This window comes from Streptomyces sp. NBC_01485 (assembly GCF_036227125.1).
GTDB lineage: Bacteria > Actinomycetota > Actinomycetes > Streptomycetales > Streptomycetaceae > Streptomyces.
Genome location: NZ_CP109435.1, coordinates 8,756,637 through 8,771,811, shown reverse-complemented (window position 1 = coordinate 8,771,811; position 15,175 = coordinate 8,756,637). Strand labels below are relative to the sequence as shown.

The following is a 15,175-nucleotide window of genomic DNA, read 5'->3' as shown; positions in this document are numbered from 1 at the left end:
CGACTGCACTAGCTGCCGTCACGGCGGTTTTCTACCGGTCAGTGTTCCCGGCGCGTTCCAGGACCCGGTACACCGTCGCCCGGCTCACGGAGAACAACTCGGCGAGGTCGGCGATCGTGTGCTCGCCGCTGCGGTGTTCTTTGACAAGGTGGGCCTGCTGCCGGGCCGTCAGCTTGGGCTGCTTGCCCTTGAGCTTCCCCTTGGAGCGTGCGACGGCTATGCCCTCGCGGGTCCTCATCCGCAGGAGATCCACCTCGAACTCGGCGAAGGTGGCCAGGATGTTGAAGAACATCTTGCCCATCGGGTCGGCCGGGTCGTAGAGGGTGCCGCCCAGCGCCAGCGTGACGCCGCGGGTGATGAGGGAGTCGCCGATGTTGCGGGCGTCGGGCACCGAGCGGGCGAGCCGATCGAGCTTGGGGACGACGAGGGTATCCCCGGCGCGGACGGCGGCGAGCGCCTGGTCGAGGCCGGGGCGGTCGCGGTTGGTGCCGGTGAGCCCGTGGTCGAGGTAGATGCGGTCCTCAGCGACGCCAAGTCCGAGCAGGATGCCTCGCTGCGCAGTGAGGTCCTGTTCGTCAAGACTGCAGCGGGCATACCCGATGGATTCGTTCACGCCACGAGTGTACGGATAGCCCCCTTTCACCGTACAGATCACAGGACGCCCTAAATGAGACGCCTTCACCGCAGGTCGCCCATCCCGCCGTTCCAAGATCACGGTTGTTCGGTGGGGGATCCCCTAACGAACAGCCCCAAACGGACACCAAGAGGCTTTGCTATCCCTTTCGGCCGTATCTCGGCTGACCCTCAGGTAGAGCTTGCGCAGGTCCTGGGTGCTCATGGTCTTTCCTTGCTGGTCGCTGTTCACAGGGACTTCAGAAGGGTGACGCGGCGGGCGTGGACCGCGGCGTGCACGGAGATGCCGGGGGCGAGGTGGTCCCAGCCGTGGCTCAGGCCGGGCAGGACATGCAGTTCGGCACTGACGCCGGCTGACCACAGCCGCCGGGCGTAGGCAACGGTCTCGTCCCGGAAGGCGTCGAGCTCGCCGACCTCAAGGTAGGCCGGGGGCAGGCCGGAGTGGTCCTGAAGGCGGGCGGGGACGATCGTCGCGGGCGCGTCGCCGGCGTGGGCGGCGCCGAGCACGAGCTGCCAGGCGGTGTTCTTGAGGGTGTGTAGGTCGGCGGAGAAGGCGTGCAGGTGCGGGGCGAGCGGGGTGTCGCTGTTGTCGAGCATGGGGTAGACGAGGATCTGCCGGGCCAGACCGATGCCGTCCTGGCGGGCGCGGATCGCCGTGGTCACCGCCAGGGTGGCGCCCGCGCTCTCGCCCATCACCGCGATCCGGGCCGCGTCCACGCCCAGCTCGTCCGCGTGCTCGATCAGCCAGGCCAGCCCCGTGTATACGTCGTCGGTGAGAGTCGAGCCGGTCACCTCCAGGGCCAGCCGGTACTCCACCGACAGGAACGGCACCCCAGCGGCAGCGACGTACTGGGCGATGAACGGTGCGAAGTGCGCCACCTCGCCGGCGACCAGGGCACCCCCGTGGGCGTGGACGACGGCCGCGGTCGGGCCGGTGACGCCGGGCGGGGTGAACCAGTGCAGATCGATCCACGCCCCGTCCCAGGTGGCCGCGGTGAACACCTGATGCCCGACCTCGGGCCGGTCCAGACCGGCGGTCAGGACCGGGTAGACAGCGGCAACGCTGTCCCGCCAGGTCTTCCAGTCACCGGGCTTGAGCGGCTCGGCCGGGGTGTCACCGGCACTGGCGGCGAACACGGCGGCCAGCTCGGGGTCGAGGGAAAGAGACATTACGCATGCTCCAGGTTCGTTCGTCGAGGTACGTCGACGACGCTACGATCTAGACCTCGGTCTAGGTCAAGAAGGGGGGCGATCATGAGCGATGACAGCCTCACGATCGGCGAGGTCAGCGAGCGCACCGGGCTGGGCATCCACACCCTGCGCTACTACGAGAAACAGGGACTGCTGCTGGGCTCGGTGGCACGCAGCAGCGGTGGGCGGCGCCGCTACTCCGCCTTCGACGTCGAATGGCTCCAACTCTGCAACCGCTTCCGCGCCTGCGGCATGCCGCTGACCGACATCCGGCGCTACGCCGAGCTGGTCGCCGCCGGTCCGGGCAACGAACAGCAACGCCTTGAACTCCTGCGCACCCATGAGACCCGCGTGCGGGCCGAACTGGCCCAGATGACGGAGAACCTCACGGTGATCGCATCCAAGGCTCGCCTGTACGCCGAGCAGGTCGAGGCCGGCACCGCAGGCACACTGTGGACCGGCCAGACACCGACCTGCCTCGCCCTGGAAGCCATGGCGAACCGCGACGGTGATTGATCAAGCCGAGATCCGGGCAGTGACTCCCCAACACGCCGCGAAACGACCCCCGCTTCCAGTCGGGCTCACCTCTTACCCAGCCGAGCACGGCCGCGACAGCCGTCTCGCGCGAGACGGCTCGGGTTTGGTGGTGCTCGGCTGGAGCTCCGTCCCGGTGCTCCGACTGGAAGGTGTTGTCCTCGCGCATCAACACCTGCACATACCAATCGCCAGACTCGTCATCGTCGACACGTTCGACGATCACAACATCGCCGCGTTGCAGGTTGGCTGTCGCCGCACTGATCTTCGGCTTCGTCGGCCGTCCGGCCACCACGCGGGCACCATCACTCATCACCAGCATGTCGGGATCGCCGCGCATGCCTCTGACAGCTCCGTAGTCCGGAAAAGCACCGCAGCTACTCAGCTCAGTCAGGTGAGAAGCCTGTGCCGGTCGAGGGGCGCCTCAACTCCACAGGCCAGGCGATGTGCGCCGGGGCAGTGCCGCAGGCACCTCGGCTGCTTCGGGGGTCGTCGGGATGGACCCGCCGTCGAGGATTCCCGACCTCGCTCTCTTCTCTCATGCGCTCTCTTCGCTGAGGCGGGCGACTGCCCACGGCAGGAGCTCCTTGGCCACCGCAAGGCTGAACGGCCTCACCAGCGAACGAAGTTCGGCGCAGGCGGCAGGACCGAGCGTGATGAAAGGGAGGGCGGCCAGCCTGTCGGTGGTGTGCTCGATCTCCGCCCTGCGCCGCGTACCGTCCTCGGTCAAGGCCAGGTGGGGTCCGTCGTCGAGCCATCCACGCTCACGCAGGTTCTGCACGGCCTGTCCCCACTCCTCCGGCGTCCATCCCCGCGAGTCGCGCAGCACCCCTGCGTCGATGTCGCCTGTGGCGGCGTGCGTGACGAGAGCCTCGAGCCCGTTCAGTCCGGCAGTCAGTAGTGCCGCCACGTGACCGTCGCCACGGAACTCCCGCAGCAGAGTCTGCGCGTGCCAGAGCACGAGGTGGGGCGCGCTCGGCCACGGCAGTGCGGCGTGTGCGGCGAAGAGGGGGCGGCCTTGTGGATGGCGCACGGTCACTTCAGCCGCGGCACGGGCCAATTCCGCCGCGCGGGCCAGCGCCGGTGAGGAGACGTCCGCGCCGAGGATGCGGCGGAGCGTGGCATCGATCCCGGTGAGCCGGGCGGCGGCGAACCGCTGCGGCGTGGCGGCTTCCCATGCCGCGGGTATGGCTCGGCGCACCAGTTGGGGATTGAAGTTGTAGAACGTGGCGATGACCAGATCCGCCGGAGCGGCGCCGAGCGCGGCGGAGCGGGACGCGAAGTACCCCGTCCTGGCGTCCACGCCCAACTCGGCGTACTGGCCTGCGGCTTCGGGCGAGAAGTACACAGCCCCGTGGTAGGGCTCGAGAGTTCTCCAGGTCTGGCGCGCGAGGGCCAGACTGTCGCGGTCCGTGTTCTGCGTCATGAGGGGCTCCTGCGTCATGGGGGGCTCTCCGTCCTGTGGCGGATGAAACGTCGCTGTTCATCGAGCACACGACGGCGCGTGGGGCACACCCATTCGTACCGTCTGGTCGGTACGCTATCGAAGAGCGGCTCCGGCGACTACTGCCCTGCAACCAGTTCTCTCCTGACCAAGGAGCGCATGCATCCGCGGCACACGACCGCGTTGGTGCGGGCCCTGCCGGTGCTGACGCACCACCAGGCGGCTCGGTGACCGATGATCTCCCCTCAATGATCACCTGGAACGGCACCGACACCAGGGGCCTGGACGCGCATGCCACCTGGGAGCGTGTCGCCGTCTTACCGCGTCCTACGCGAACCGGCGTCTGTCGGCGCGGGAGAACCTCACCCTCGGCCAGGCCACCGCGGAAGGGGACGCCTCGGTGCCCGCCGCGGCGCATGCCGCAGGCGCCGACGAGGTCATCGGGCCGTTGCAGCTCAGCGCCGGTGCGCTGGAGCCCGTCCACCCCGTCCGTCCCGTCCAGCCCGTCCAGCCCGTCCGCCTTGTTTGCTTTGTCCGTCCTGTCCGTCCTGTCACTTCCGTCGCATCCTGCGGGACCTCGGGCTCGCATCGGAGCTGCGCGACTTCCGTGTGTGGATGTCGTCCGGTGGTGTGAGGTGAGGTCGGGCAGCCGACGACATGGGGGATCCCGGTGGGCTGGGCAACGTTGCCACCTTTACGATCCACGCCTTCGCCGAGGTGACCCACACCCGATCGATCTGAAGCGCATGCAGTACCCATCTTCAACGTCATTGGACTCTACCTCCGCCGAAAATTTCGATGGACCGCATGTCGTCGGCCATGGTGCGGGGACTGGCTGAATTCGGGCGCAAGTGAAACGGTAATGATCCGGGCATCAGAAGGGAAAACAAATCGGGAAGAACTATTACCTTCGACGGGTCTGCACTGGTCAGCGAGATGACACCCATGCCGATGGCCGCCTGGGGCGGCGTCCCTCATGCTCTTGCTGTTTAGACTTATTGGCAGGGGGTGAAGAACATTTCCGTAGAAGGATCGGTAGGTATCACTGCCGATGAACACTTCGACTTGAAATGGTGCCTTAATGCTGAGCGAAGAGCCTGCCGGTGATGTTCGCTTCACGATGCTCGGCGAATTCACCCTGCTCGCCGATGGAAAGCCTGTCCACCTGGGGCCGCCCAGACAGCGTTGCCTGCTGGCGCTCCTGGCGACCCGGGCCGGCAGCGTCGTGTCGGTCTCGGAGGTACTGAGCTGCCTGTGGGGCGACTCGCCACCGCGCCACGCCGTCGCCACTCTCCAGTCCTACATCTCGCGGCTGCGCAGGGTCCTGCGGGGCGTCGCCGACGGACGGTTCGCCTCGATCTCCGGACAACTGCATGGATATACGCTGCACACCGACCCGGCGGCCACCGATGTACATCTCTTCGAGACCAAGGTGGCGCAGTGCCGCCGGTTCGTCGATCAGGGTGATCCGAAGGCGGCCGGCTCAGCCGCCAGTGAGGCGTTCTCCCTGTGGAAGGGCACCCCGCTGGGCGATCTCACGGACTACGGCTTCGCCCAGCGGGAGGTGGCCCGATTAGAGGGCCTGCGCGTACTGGCCCTGGAGAAATGGTCCGAAGCGCTCCTGATGCTCGGCTCCTATGACGATGTGATCATCGCCCTCACGGAGGAATTGCGGCGCACACCGGACAAGGAGCGCCTGGCACAGCTCCTGATGCAGGCGCAGTACCACTCGGGTCGGCCGGCCGAGGCCCTGGTCACGTTCGCCACGATCCGGGCACATCTGGCCGAAGAACTCGGCGTCGATGCCAGCATGGAGCTCAAGAAACTGCACCAGAGCGTCCTGCGTCACGACCTGCCTCGACTCGAGTCGGCGCACGGTGCGGCCGCGTTCACGCCGCCTGGGATGCGGGAGGGTGTGAGCGCTCCTCACTCACCTGAATACCTCATGGACATGTTCATAGGGCGGCGCGCCGAACTGCGACGGATCCGCGCGAGCTGTGCCGTCGCGCTGAGTGGTGCCGGCCGCACGATGCTCGTGGTGGGCGAACCGGGGGTGGGAAAGAAGCGGCTGGTGCGCGAGGCCATGCGAGACCTCGGCGACGTCCGGGTGAGCCGCGGCCACGGTGTGGCCGGCCGGCCCTCGCCGCCGTACTGGGTGTGGGAGCAACTGCTCCGCCAACTTCCCGAGGCCGCAGCACAGTTCGAGGACATGGTGCGGACCGGTTCCCCTTCGGACGGCTCGTCGGTCGACGAGGGGACGCTCTGCGCCGAGCCCTTCCAGTTGAGCGACCGCGTCTGCCGGGTACTGAGCACCGCGCTCGGCCGCCGTCCGACGGTACTCGTGCTGGAGGATCTGCACTTCGCCGACGTCGGCTCACTGGAACTGCTGACCCAGGTGACCAGAGCGGTACGCGACGTCCCGCTGTTCCTCGTCGCGACCCTGCGCGAGTCCCGGTTGCGTGACGACCCGATGCTGCGCAGAGAGGCCGCGCGCCTCTTCCAGGAGGACAACGCCGATGTGCTGCATCTCGCCGGGCTGTCCGACGACGAAGTCGACGGCATGCTCACCGCCCGCGGAAAACCGTCCGCGCGGCAGGTCGTCCAGGCACTGCGGGCGGCCTGCGACGGGAGCCCTTACCTCATCGCCTCACTCGTCGACGCGGCGCCCGCCGAACTGGACGCCACTGTCACGACGTATCCCGTCCCGCTGAAGGTGACGGAGGTACTGCACGAGTGGTTCACCGAGTGTTCCAGGGAAGAGCGCACGGTGCTGGCGGCCGTCGCCGTCGCCGGCGGCCAGGTGTCCCGGCAGGTGCTGGTCGACGTCGTCGGTGCCATGGGCGAGCACAGTGACATCGTCCACACCGCGCTGCGGACCGGTCTGCTGCGAACCGCGGCGCAGGGCGGGCTGGACGATGTCACCGTGTGCTTCACCCACGGCCTGCTGCGGGACGTCGTATATGACAGTCTTCCGGCTGCGGTACGGGCCCGGTGGCACCAGGAGTTCGGACATCGCCTGTCGCAGCAGGAGGCGGCGGACGAGGAGGCCACACGGGCGATCCGGGAGCACTGGCTCCGAGCCGCCCTGGTACTGGGCTCGGAACAGGGGCTCGCACCTCTGCTCTCCCTTGCGCGGGAGGCGTACACGCATCTGCTCTACACGAGAGCGTCGCGCTATGTGTGCCTGGCGGTCGACGTAGTGACCGCGCTTCCCCCCTCCATGGCGCACACCAAGCTGGAGCTGTCGCTGCGCCGGCACCAGATCCGCATGGTGAGCCTGCTGGAAGGACACGGATCCCGGGGCATCGGCCAACTCGTCGGCAAGGCGAGGCAGTTGGAGGAATACCTCGACAGCACACGTCCCACGGACCTGCTCCACACTCAGGCACTGGCCGCGCTGACGGTCGGGGACCTCGCCGAGGCCGACCGGATCGCCCGTCTCGTCCGTGAGATCAGCGTGGCGGGCGACGGACTCGCGGACGAGGCGGCGGCAGCCTACGTCAACGGCGTCGTGCTGCACATCAGAGGCGAGTTGAGCCTCGCGCTGGGGTCGTTGCTGAAGAGTGTGGAGCTGGCCGACAGCCTTGCACCCGTGACGTCGGGAGACGAGAAGGGGGACTGGCGTGTACGCGACTGCCATGTGGACGGCAGGGTGTACCTGGCGCTCACCCACCGGCTCCTGGGCAATCCTGACGAATCGCAGCGCATCCGTGCCGAGTTCCTCACCATCACGGAGACCTCACCTTATCGGCGTCCGTGGTACCGGGGTTTCGCGCTGTACGCCGACGCGCTCCTCGCGATCCTGGACGGCGATGTGAACCACGCGGGCCACGCGGCGTCGGTGGGCCTCGATCTGGCCGCCCGCTGCGGACTCGGCTTCTGGCAGAGCATGCACTCCGCCCTGCTGGGCTGGGCGGAGGTGCACCAGGGCCGTCACGACCAGGGACTGCGCCGGATGCAGAACGCGGAACTGAGCGCCCTGAGGTCGCGCTCCTACATCCGGCGTTCGCTGCACCTGGGGCTGCTGGCGGAGGCGCAGTCGTACGCGCACCGGCCGATGCACGCCCAGCGGACCTGCGCCGCCGCGGCCCAGAACATCGAGGCCTTCGGCGAGAACGTGTACGTGAGGGAGCAATGGCCGTTCGCCACGCTGTTGCGGGACGACAGTGTCGCTCCGGTGCCGGCCGTGCGGCACCCGGTGTAGGGACGCGGGGCCGTGGCCGCGGCCCGCGGGACCAGCCGGGTGGCGCCCGCACCTCGGCTTGTCGCGGGCCGTGCGACGCCGTGGCGCCGACGACGAGAGGAGTCCCGGCCGGGCTGGAGCGGCTCGGGCATCCGGTCGGCGCACGCCACGGCGGCGTTCCCGCCCTCGGAGGCGGGAACGCACCTGAACAGGGTGTGAGGGCTGCTATCGGAGCAGGCCGTCCGGCGTCATCCGGCCGAGTACCTCACGCAGCGCGTCGACCGCCTCGTCGGCCTCCTCGCGGGTCAGCACCAGCGGGGGCACCATCATCAGCCCGCTGCTCATACCGCGTACCAGCAGACCGTGTTTGTCCCGCAGTTCGTCGACGAGAGCGGTGGTGCCGTGCGGCAGCGGCGCCAGCGTCCCTTCCTCGGCCGTCAGCTCGACACAGACCATCAGCCCGATCTGGCGCACCCCGCCGACCACCGGCAGCTCCAGCAGCTCGCGCAGCCCGTCACCGAGGTGGGCGCCGACCTCGACGGCGTTGCCGAGCAGGTTCTCCTTGGCGATGATGTCGAGGTTGGCGAGCGCCACGGCACAGGCGGTGGGGTGCCCGCTGTAGCTGAAGTCGACCGGGAACCCGTTTCCGTCGGCGACCGCCTCGGCGATCGCGTCGTCCACCAGTACCGCGCCGTGCGGCATGTACCCCGAGGTGATGCCCTTGGCGGTGACCAGGATGTCTGGTTTCACGCCGGTGCGTTCGGCGGCGAACCAGTGGCCGAGGCGGCCGTAGGCGGTCACGATCTCGTCGGAGATCAGCAGGATTCCGTAGGAACGCAGCAACTCGGCCACCCGGGGCCAGTAGTCGTCGGGTGGGACGATCATTCCGCCGGGTCCGAGGACCGGCTCGCCGATCATGGCGGTGATGCGTTCCGGCCCGATCTCCTCGATGGTCTCCCGCAGTTCGCGCAGGCAGAAATCGGTGACGCCGGCCCCGCCGAACGCCGTGCCGTGGACGGTGTCCGGCGTGGTGAGGAAACGGACGTGCGGGAGCATGGGCCCGAAACCGGTGTGCGCCTCCGCGCTCCCGGACATGCTGCTGGCGCCGTAGGTGATGCCGTGGAAGCCCTTGTCGAGGGCGAGGATCCAGGTCCGGTCCGGCTGGCCGGTGCGGTACCGGTAGAACCGGGCCAGCCGCAGCGCGATCTCATTGCCCTCGGCACCGCCGCTGGTGAAGTGCACATTGTTCAGCCCCTCGGGTGCCAGTTCCACCAGCCGGTCCGCCAGCTCGATGGCGCGGTCGTTGGTGAAGCCCCACCGGGTGTGGAAGTACTCCAGCTTCGCCATCTGAGCCGCGGCCACCTCGCCGAGCTCCCGTCGGCCGTGGCCGACCTGGGACAGCGCGAGCCCCGCGGTGGCGTCCAGATAGCGGCGGCCCTTCGTGTCCCACAGCCGGCACCCCTCGGCCCGGACGACCACGATCCTGCGGGGGTCGTCCCCCCGCACCATCGTGTGCATGACGTGGCGGTCGGCGACCACCAGCCGGTCGTGCTCGGCCTGGGTGAGGGGGGCTGTGTCGGTTCGGGGGGCTGTGTCAGTTCGGGGGGAGGGCACCTGGGAACTCCTCTGTCCGTCCGGCAGGTCGACAGGATGCTCTCAGCGAGTCCTTGCAGCCTGTTGGACGATCTTTTGACGTCGGCCGGCAACAGGCGCCCGGCTTCGTGCGGACACGTGCCAGCGGTTCGTCCATGCCTGTGCAAGTCACCCGTGGACCGTGGTGGGCGTGACGCCGCCCCGGGTTCGTCCCGTGGCGCCGTGGCGTTCCGCCCACGACGGCCCGGGCGGCGCGTCCCCCACAGCCCGCAGGCAAAAGGAGTGCTTCATGTCGCGTGTTCCGACCCTGCCGAGTTCCACCTCCACCACTGCCCACGCCCTCCTGCGACGACTGCACGAGCACGGCGTGCGCAAGGTGTTCGGGGTGGTCGGCCGGGAGGCCGCGTCGATCCTCTTCGACGAGGTGGACGGGATCGAGTTCGTGCTGACCCGGCACGAGTTCACCGCCGCGGTCGCCGCGGACGTACTGGCGCGTATCAGCGGAAGGCCGCAGGCCTGCTGGGCCACGCTCGGCCCGGGCATGACCAATCTGACGACCGGTGTCGCCACCTCGGTTCTGGACCGCTCCCCGGTCATCGCGCTGGCCGCGCAGTCCGAGTCCTACGACATCTTCCCCAACGACACCCACCAGTGCCTCGACTCCGTGTCGGTGATGCGGCCGATGACGAAGTACGCGACCGAGTTGCAACGGCCCGACGACATCACGGACCTGGTCGACTCGGCGGTGACCGCCGCGATGACCGAGCCGGTCGGACCGAGTTTCCTCTCCATCCCGGTGGACCTCCTGGGCAGCGCGGCCGGCGCCGGCGCAGGCAGCGAGGCCAGGACCCCGGCCCGGCCCCTGGCCACCGTGAGCGACGACTGGAAGGAGAGGGCGGAGCAGGCCGCCGAACTGCTTGCGTCCGCCGAGCATCCGGTGCTCGTGGTGGGTGCCTCGGCCATCCGTTCGGGCGCGGTAGGCGCCGTCCGGGCGCTGGCCGAGCGGCTCCGGCTGCCCGTGATCACCACCTACATAGCCAAGGGCGTCCTGCCCCAGGACCACGACCTCAACTACGGTGCGGTCACCGGCTACATGGACGGCATCCTCTCGTTCCCGGCACTGGACACCCTCTTCGCCCCCGCCGACCTGATCCTGACCCTGGGCTACGACTACGCGGAGGACCTGCGGCCGTCCATGTGGCAGCGCGGGGCCGGCAAGACGACGGTCCGCGTCGCGCCGGTCGCCAATCCGGTGCCCCGGGTCTACCGGCCGGACGTCGACGTCGTCACCGACGTACGGACGTTCGTGACGCATCTCGACGCGCTCACCTCGGACGTGGCGCCCAAGCAGCCGCACGACATCGCCCCGCTGCGGACCCGGATCGCGGAGTTCCTCTCCGACCCCGAGGAGTACTCCGACGGCATGCGCGTCCAGCAGGTCATCGACTGCATGAACACCGTCATGGACGAGAACACCGGGGCCGGCGAGGGAACCATCGTCTCCGACATCGGCTTCTTCCGGCACTACGGAGTGCTCTTCGCCCGTGCCGACCAGCCCTTCGGATTCCTGACCTCGGCGGGCTGCTCCAGCTTCGGCTACGGCCTGCCCGCGGCGATGGGCGCGCAGCTGGCCCGCCCGGGACAGCCGACCTTCCTCGTCGCGGGAGACGGCGGTTTCCACTCCAACAGCGCTGACCTGGAGACGATCGCCCGGCTCAACCTGCCCATCGTCACGGTCGTGGTCAACAACGACACCAACGGGCTGATCGAGCTCTACCAGAACATCGGCCACCGGCGTTCGTACGGCCCGGCCGTCAAGTTCACCGGGGTGGACTTCACCGAACTCGCCCGCGCCAACGGTGTGGAGGCGGTGCGGGCCGGCTCCCGGGAGGAACTGCTGGCCGCGTTGCGCAAGGGAGCCGGTCTCGGCCGTCCCTTCCTCATCGAGGTCCCGGTGAACTACGACTTCAGCGCCGGCGGCTTCGAAGCGCTGAGCATCTGATGGTGGCCCGGACACTTCCCCCGGCGACCGGCTTCCTCGCGCTGGTGGAGGAGGACGGGACCGGTCGGCTCCCCGCGAACCCCTTCGCCGCCCGTGCAACCGTGACGGACCTGCGCGACGGCACCGCCGCACAGCCGCTGCTGGTACGGCTGCTGCACTCCGGAGCCCCGGACGGTGCGCTCGCCCACCTCGACGGCCTGACGGTGCTGCTCGCAGGGGAGCTCTACAACCGGGACGAGCTGTCGTCCCTGCTGCCCGAAGGGTCGCCGTCGGCCGAGGACGCGGCTGTGGTGGCGGCACTCTTCGAGCGGTACGACGTCCATGCCTTCCGGCTCCTGAACGGCCGCTTCGCCGCCCTCGTGGTGGCCGACGGCCGGGCCGTGCTCGCCACCGACCACGCCGGTTCGGTGCCGTTGTACGTGAAGATCACGGCCGGCCGGCTGCTCGCCGCCACCGAGGCGAAGGCACTGCGGACCCCTTTCCTCGGCCGGCCCGTCACGGGCGCCCGGTCCGTGCGAGGCCTGCCCGGTGTCCATCAGGTGGAGGCCGGCACCGTACTGGACTTCAGCCTCGGCACGGGTGCCTGTGTCGCGAACCGCATCTGGCAGCCGCCTTGTTCGCGCCGGATCCTGCCCGAGGACGAGGCGGTGGACGCCGTACGGGTCGCTCTTGAACGGGCCGTGCGCAACCGGCTGGACACGACCACGCCACTCGTGGTCATCTCGGGCGGCCTGGACTCGTCCAGCGTCGCGGCCCTCGCGGCCCGCGCACTCGGCAACAAGATCGACACCGTGTCGATGGGCACTCCCGAGGCGAACGAGTTCACGCAGGCGCACACGGTCGCGGAACACATCGGATCCGTCCACCAGGACATCACGATCACCACGGACGAGCTGCTCGCCACCCTGCCCCACACGGTGTGGGCGGCGGAGTCGCTCGACCCCGACATCATCGAGTACCTGCTGCCACTGACCGCGCTCTACCTCCGCGTCGGCGGCGCGGGCAGGCGCATCCTCACCGGCTACGGTGCGGACATCCCGCTGGGCGGCATGCACCGCGAAGGGCGTCCGGCGCCCCTGGACGACGCCATCGCCCGGGACATGGCGACCTTCGACGGTCTCAACGAGATGACCCCGACGCTCTCGGCGGTCGCGGGGCACTGGACCACGCACCCCTACTGGGACCGTGACGTGCTCGACGTCCTGGTTCCGCTGGAGGCAGGTCTGAAGAGCCGTTACGGGCAGGACAAGTGGGTTCTGCGCGCGGCCATGGGCGACATCCTGCCGCGCGAGACCGTCCTGCGGCCCAAGCTCGGCGTCCACGAGGGGGCCGGCGTCACCTCCGCCTTCAGCCGGATGCTGGCGGACCACGGCGTGCCGCATGAACGCCTGCACGACGCCAAACGGATGTACGTCAAGCAGTTGTTCGACCAGGTCGTGGCTGCCGGAGCACACCCCGGCACGGTCGACGTGGCCGCGCATGCCGAGCGGGTGGGCGATCTGGTGCGTTCGAAGGCGATCCGATGACCAGGGAAAGGAGCGAGCCCCCCGTGGAACGCGTCGACACCACCGTCTCACCCCGCTACGCGCAGATCCCCACCTTCATGCGACTGCCCCACGATCCGGCGCCGCGCGGCCGTGACGTGGTGGTCGTCGGAGCACCGTACGACGGCGGGACGAGCTACCGCCCCGGAGCCCGGTTCGGCCCGCGGGCCATCCGCAACGAGTCGGGGCTCATCCACGGCATGGGCATCGACCGAGGGCCCGGCACGTTCGACCGGATCTCCTGCGTCGACGCCGGCGACATCGACCTCACGCCGTTCAACATGCACATCGCGATGGAGACCGCCGGGCGGCGGCTCGGCGAACTCCTCGACGACAACGACGCCTTCCTCATGCTCGGCGGCGACCACTCACTGACCCTCGCCGCCCTGCGCGCGGTCGCGCGGCGCCACGGACCCGTGGCCGTCCTGCACCTGGACGCCCACTCCGACACCAACCCCGCCTTCTACGGCGGCGAATACCACCACGGCACCCCGTTCAGACACGCCATCGAGGAGAAACTCGTCGACCCGCAGCGGATGCTCCAGATCGGGATCCGCGGTCACAACCCCCGGCCCGACTCGCTCGACTACGCACGCGGCCACGGAGTGCGCATCGTCACCTCCGACGAGTTCACCGAGACGGGCGCGGCCGGTATCGCCCGGATGGCGAAGGAATCCATCGGCGACAGTCCGGTCTATGTCTCGGTGGACATCGACGTGGTCGACCCGGCGTTCGCCCCCGGCACCGGAACACCGGCACCGGGCGGGCCGAGCTCCCGGGAGATCCTCTCCTTCCTGCGTCATGTCGGCGACCTCAGGCCAGTTGGCTTCGACGTCATGGAGGTCTCGCCGCTCTACGACCCGGCCGGCATCACGTCCATCCTGGCCACCGAGATCGGCGCCGAGCTTCTCCACCAGTACGCACGGGCCACAGCGCGCAAAGCGCGAGAAGGGGAAAGCGCATGACTCACATCGACTGCTCGGAGTTCTCCCCGGAGCTGCTCCGGCTCTTCACCCGACTGCCGCGGACACCACGCCGTGATCTGTACGCCTTCCTCGACACGGCCCATCGGATCGCGGCCGCACTCCCGGGTCCCCTGGCGGCCGCGCTGGACGACTTCCGCTCCCGGGGCAACACGGACGGCTACCTGCTGCTGCGCAATCTGCCGGTCGAACCGGACGACGAACTGCCGCGCACCCCGGAGACCACCCCGGCACCGCTGGACCGTCCGCTGCTGAACCTGGAGGCGGCGCTCGCCGTGACCGGACGCCGCCTCGGACTGCACACCGGCTACCGGGAACTGCGCGCCGGCACCGTGTACCACGACGTGTACCCCTCGCCCGGAGCCCACCATCTGTCCTCCGAGACCTCGGAGACACTGCTGGAGTTCCACACGGAGATGGCGTACCACGTGCTGCAGCCGAACTACGTGATGCTCGCGTGCTCCCGGGCCGATCACGAGCGCAAGGCCGCGACACTGGTCGGCTCCATCCGCAAGGCCGTTCCCCTGATGCCCGAACCCGCCGCGCGCCACCTTTTCGAACAGCCGGTACCGTGCTGCGTCGACGTCGCCTTCAGGGGCGGGGCGGAGGACCCCGGTGCCATCGCCACGGTCAAACCGCTGTACGGCGACCCGTCGGATCCCTTCCTCGCGTACGACCGGGAGTTGCTCGCGCCGCGCGATCCCCGGGACGTCCACGCCCTGGCCGGGCTCTCCAAGGCGCTCGACGAGGTGACCGAAGCGGTGTATCTCGTCCCCGGCGACGTCCTGATCATCGACAACTTCCGTACCACGCACGCGCGGACACCCTTCCTGCCGCGGTGGGACGGCAAGGACCGATGGCTGCACCGTGTCTACATCCGCACCGACCGCAACGGCCAGCTCCTGGGCGGTGAACGGGCCGGGGATGTAGTGGAGTTCGCTCCGCGCGGCTGACCGCGGCCGGGCCGGGGCCTGTACCGTCGTGGATTTCCGGTTATGTTCCGCGATCACGGAAAGGCCCGCGGCCGGTCCACCGCACCCCCGCATCCCCGCATCCCCGGAGACGACC

At 69.1% G+C, this 15,175-nt stretch carries 10 protein-coding genes; 6 read left to right on the top strand and 4 right to left on the bottom strand.

Annotated features, from left to right (window positions below):
• Positions 1-31: 31 nt before the first annotated feature.
• Entirely contained in the window at positions 32-613 is a 582-nt protein-coding gene (locus OG352_RS38325) for a recombinase family protein (RefSeq protein WP_329223305.1), read from the bottom strand.
• 248 nt (positions 614-861) lie between these two features.
• Positions 862-1,803 carry an alpha/beta hydrolase gene (locus tag OG352_RS38320; protein WP_329223304.1) on the bottom strand — a complete coding sequence of 314 codons (942 nt, stop codon included), beginning with the start codon at positions 1,801-1,803 and terminating at the stop codon, positions 862-864.
• A gap of 84 nt (positions 1,804-1,887) precedes the next feature.
• Here OG352_RS38320 and OG352_RS38315 point away from each other — a divergent pair, with 84 nt between their 5' ends.
• Complete coding sequence (locus OG352_RS38315) at positions 1,888-2,340, top strand: MerR family transcriptional regulator (protein ID WP_329223303.1); 453 nt, start codon at positions 1,888-1,890, stop codon at positions 2,338-2,340.
• Between the two features lie 556 nt (positions 2,341-2,896).
• On the opposite strand, the gene OG352_RS38310 is transcribed toward OG352_RS38315, so the two are convergent.
• Entirely contained in the window at positions 2,897-3,784 is an 888-nt protein-coding gene (locus OG352_RS38310; RefSeq protein WP_329223301.1) for an SCO6745 family protein, read from the bottom strand.
• A 1,099-nt stretch (positions 3,785-4,883) separates the two neighbouring features.
• Here OG352_RS38310 and OG352_RS38305 point away from each other — a divergent pair.
• Entirely contained in the window at positions 4,884-8,006 is a 3,123-nt protein-coding gene (locus tag OG352_RS38305) for a BTAD domain-containing putative transcriptional regulator (protein WP_329223300.1), read from the top strand.
• A gap of 204 nt (positions 8,007-8,210) precedes the next feature.
• On the opposite strand, the gene OG352_RS38300 is transcribed toward OG352_RS38305, so the two are convergent.
• Complete coding sequence (locus OG352_RS38300) at positions 8,211-9,599, bottom strand: aminotransferase family protein (protein WP_329223298.1); 1,389 nt, start codon at positions 9,597-9,599, stop codon at positions 8,211-8,213.
• A 268-nt stretch (positions 9,600-9,867) separates the two neighbouring features.
• Between OG352_RS38300 and OG352_RS38295 the strand changes: the two genes are divergently transcribed.
• Genes OG352_RS38295 through cs1 form a run of 4 tightly spaced genes read left to right on the top strand, consistent with a single transcriptional unit; the run spans position 9,868 to position 15,060 of the window.
• Complete coding sequence (locus tag OG352_RS38295) at positions 9,868-11,580, top strand: thiamine pyrophosphate-binding protein (protein WP_329223297.1); 1,713 nt, start codon at positions 9,868-9,870, stop codon at positions 11,578-11,580.
• Complete coding sequence (locus tag OG352_RS38290) at positions 11,580-13,106, top strand: asparagine synthase-related protein (protein WP_329223295.1); 1,527 nt, start codon at positions 11,580-11,582, stop codon at positions 13,104-13,106. Before OG352_RS38295 ends, OG352_RS38290 begins: the two co-directional genes overlap by 1 nt.
• Before the next feature lie 23 nt (positions 13,107-13,129).
• Complete coding sequence (speB, locus tag OG352_RS38285) at positions 13,130-14,089, top strand: agmatinase (protein WP_329223293.1); 960 nt, start codon at positions 13,130-13,132, stop codon at positions 14,087-14,089.
• The gene (cs1, locus tag OG352_RS38280; RefSeq protein WP_329223292.1) at positions 14,086-15,060 is read left to right on the top strand and encodes a clavaminate synthase Cs1; all 975 of its coding nucleotides are present in this window, start codon (positions 14,086-14,088) and stop codon (positions 15,058-15,060) included. The genes speB and cs1 overlap by 4 nt, the downstream gene beginning before the upstream one ends.
• The last annotated feature ends 115 nt before the right edge of the window (positions 15,061-15,175 follow it).

Excerpts from the sequence above, each read along its gene's own strand:
- OG352_RS38290 (WP_329223295.1), top strand. The coding sequence starts at position 11,580 with ATGGTGGCCCGGACACTTCCCCCGGCGACCGGCTTCCTCGCGCTGGTG.
- OG352_RS38305 (WP_329223300.1), top strand. The coding sequence starts at position 4,884 with ATGCTGAGCGAAGAGCCTGCCGGTGATGTTCGCTTCACGATGCTCGGC.
- OG352_RS38310 (WP_329223301.1), bottom strand. The coding sequence starts at position 3,784 with ATGACGCAGAACACGGACCGCGACAGTCTGGCCCTCGCGCGCCAGACC.
- cs1 (WP_329223292.1), top strand. The coding sequence starts at position 14,086 with ATGACTCACATCGACTGCTCGGAGTTCTCCCCGGAGCTGCTCCGGCTC.
- OG352_RS38315 (WP_329223303.1), top strand. The coding sequence starts at position 1,888 with ATGAGCGATGACAGCCTCACGATCGGCGAGGTCAGCGAGCGCACCGGG.
- OG352_RS38320 (WP_329223304.1), bottom strand. The coding sequence starts at position 1,803 with ATGTCTCTTTCCCTCGACCCCGAGCTGGCCGCCGTGTTCGCCGCCAGT.
- OG352_RS38295 (WP_329223297.1), top strand. The coding sequence starts at position 9,868 with ATGTCGCGTGTTCCGACCCTGCCGAGTTCCACCTCCACCACTGCCCAC.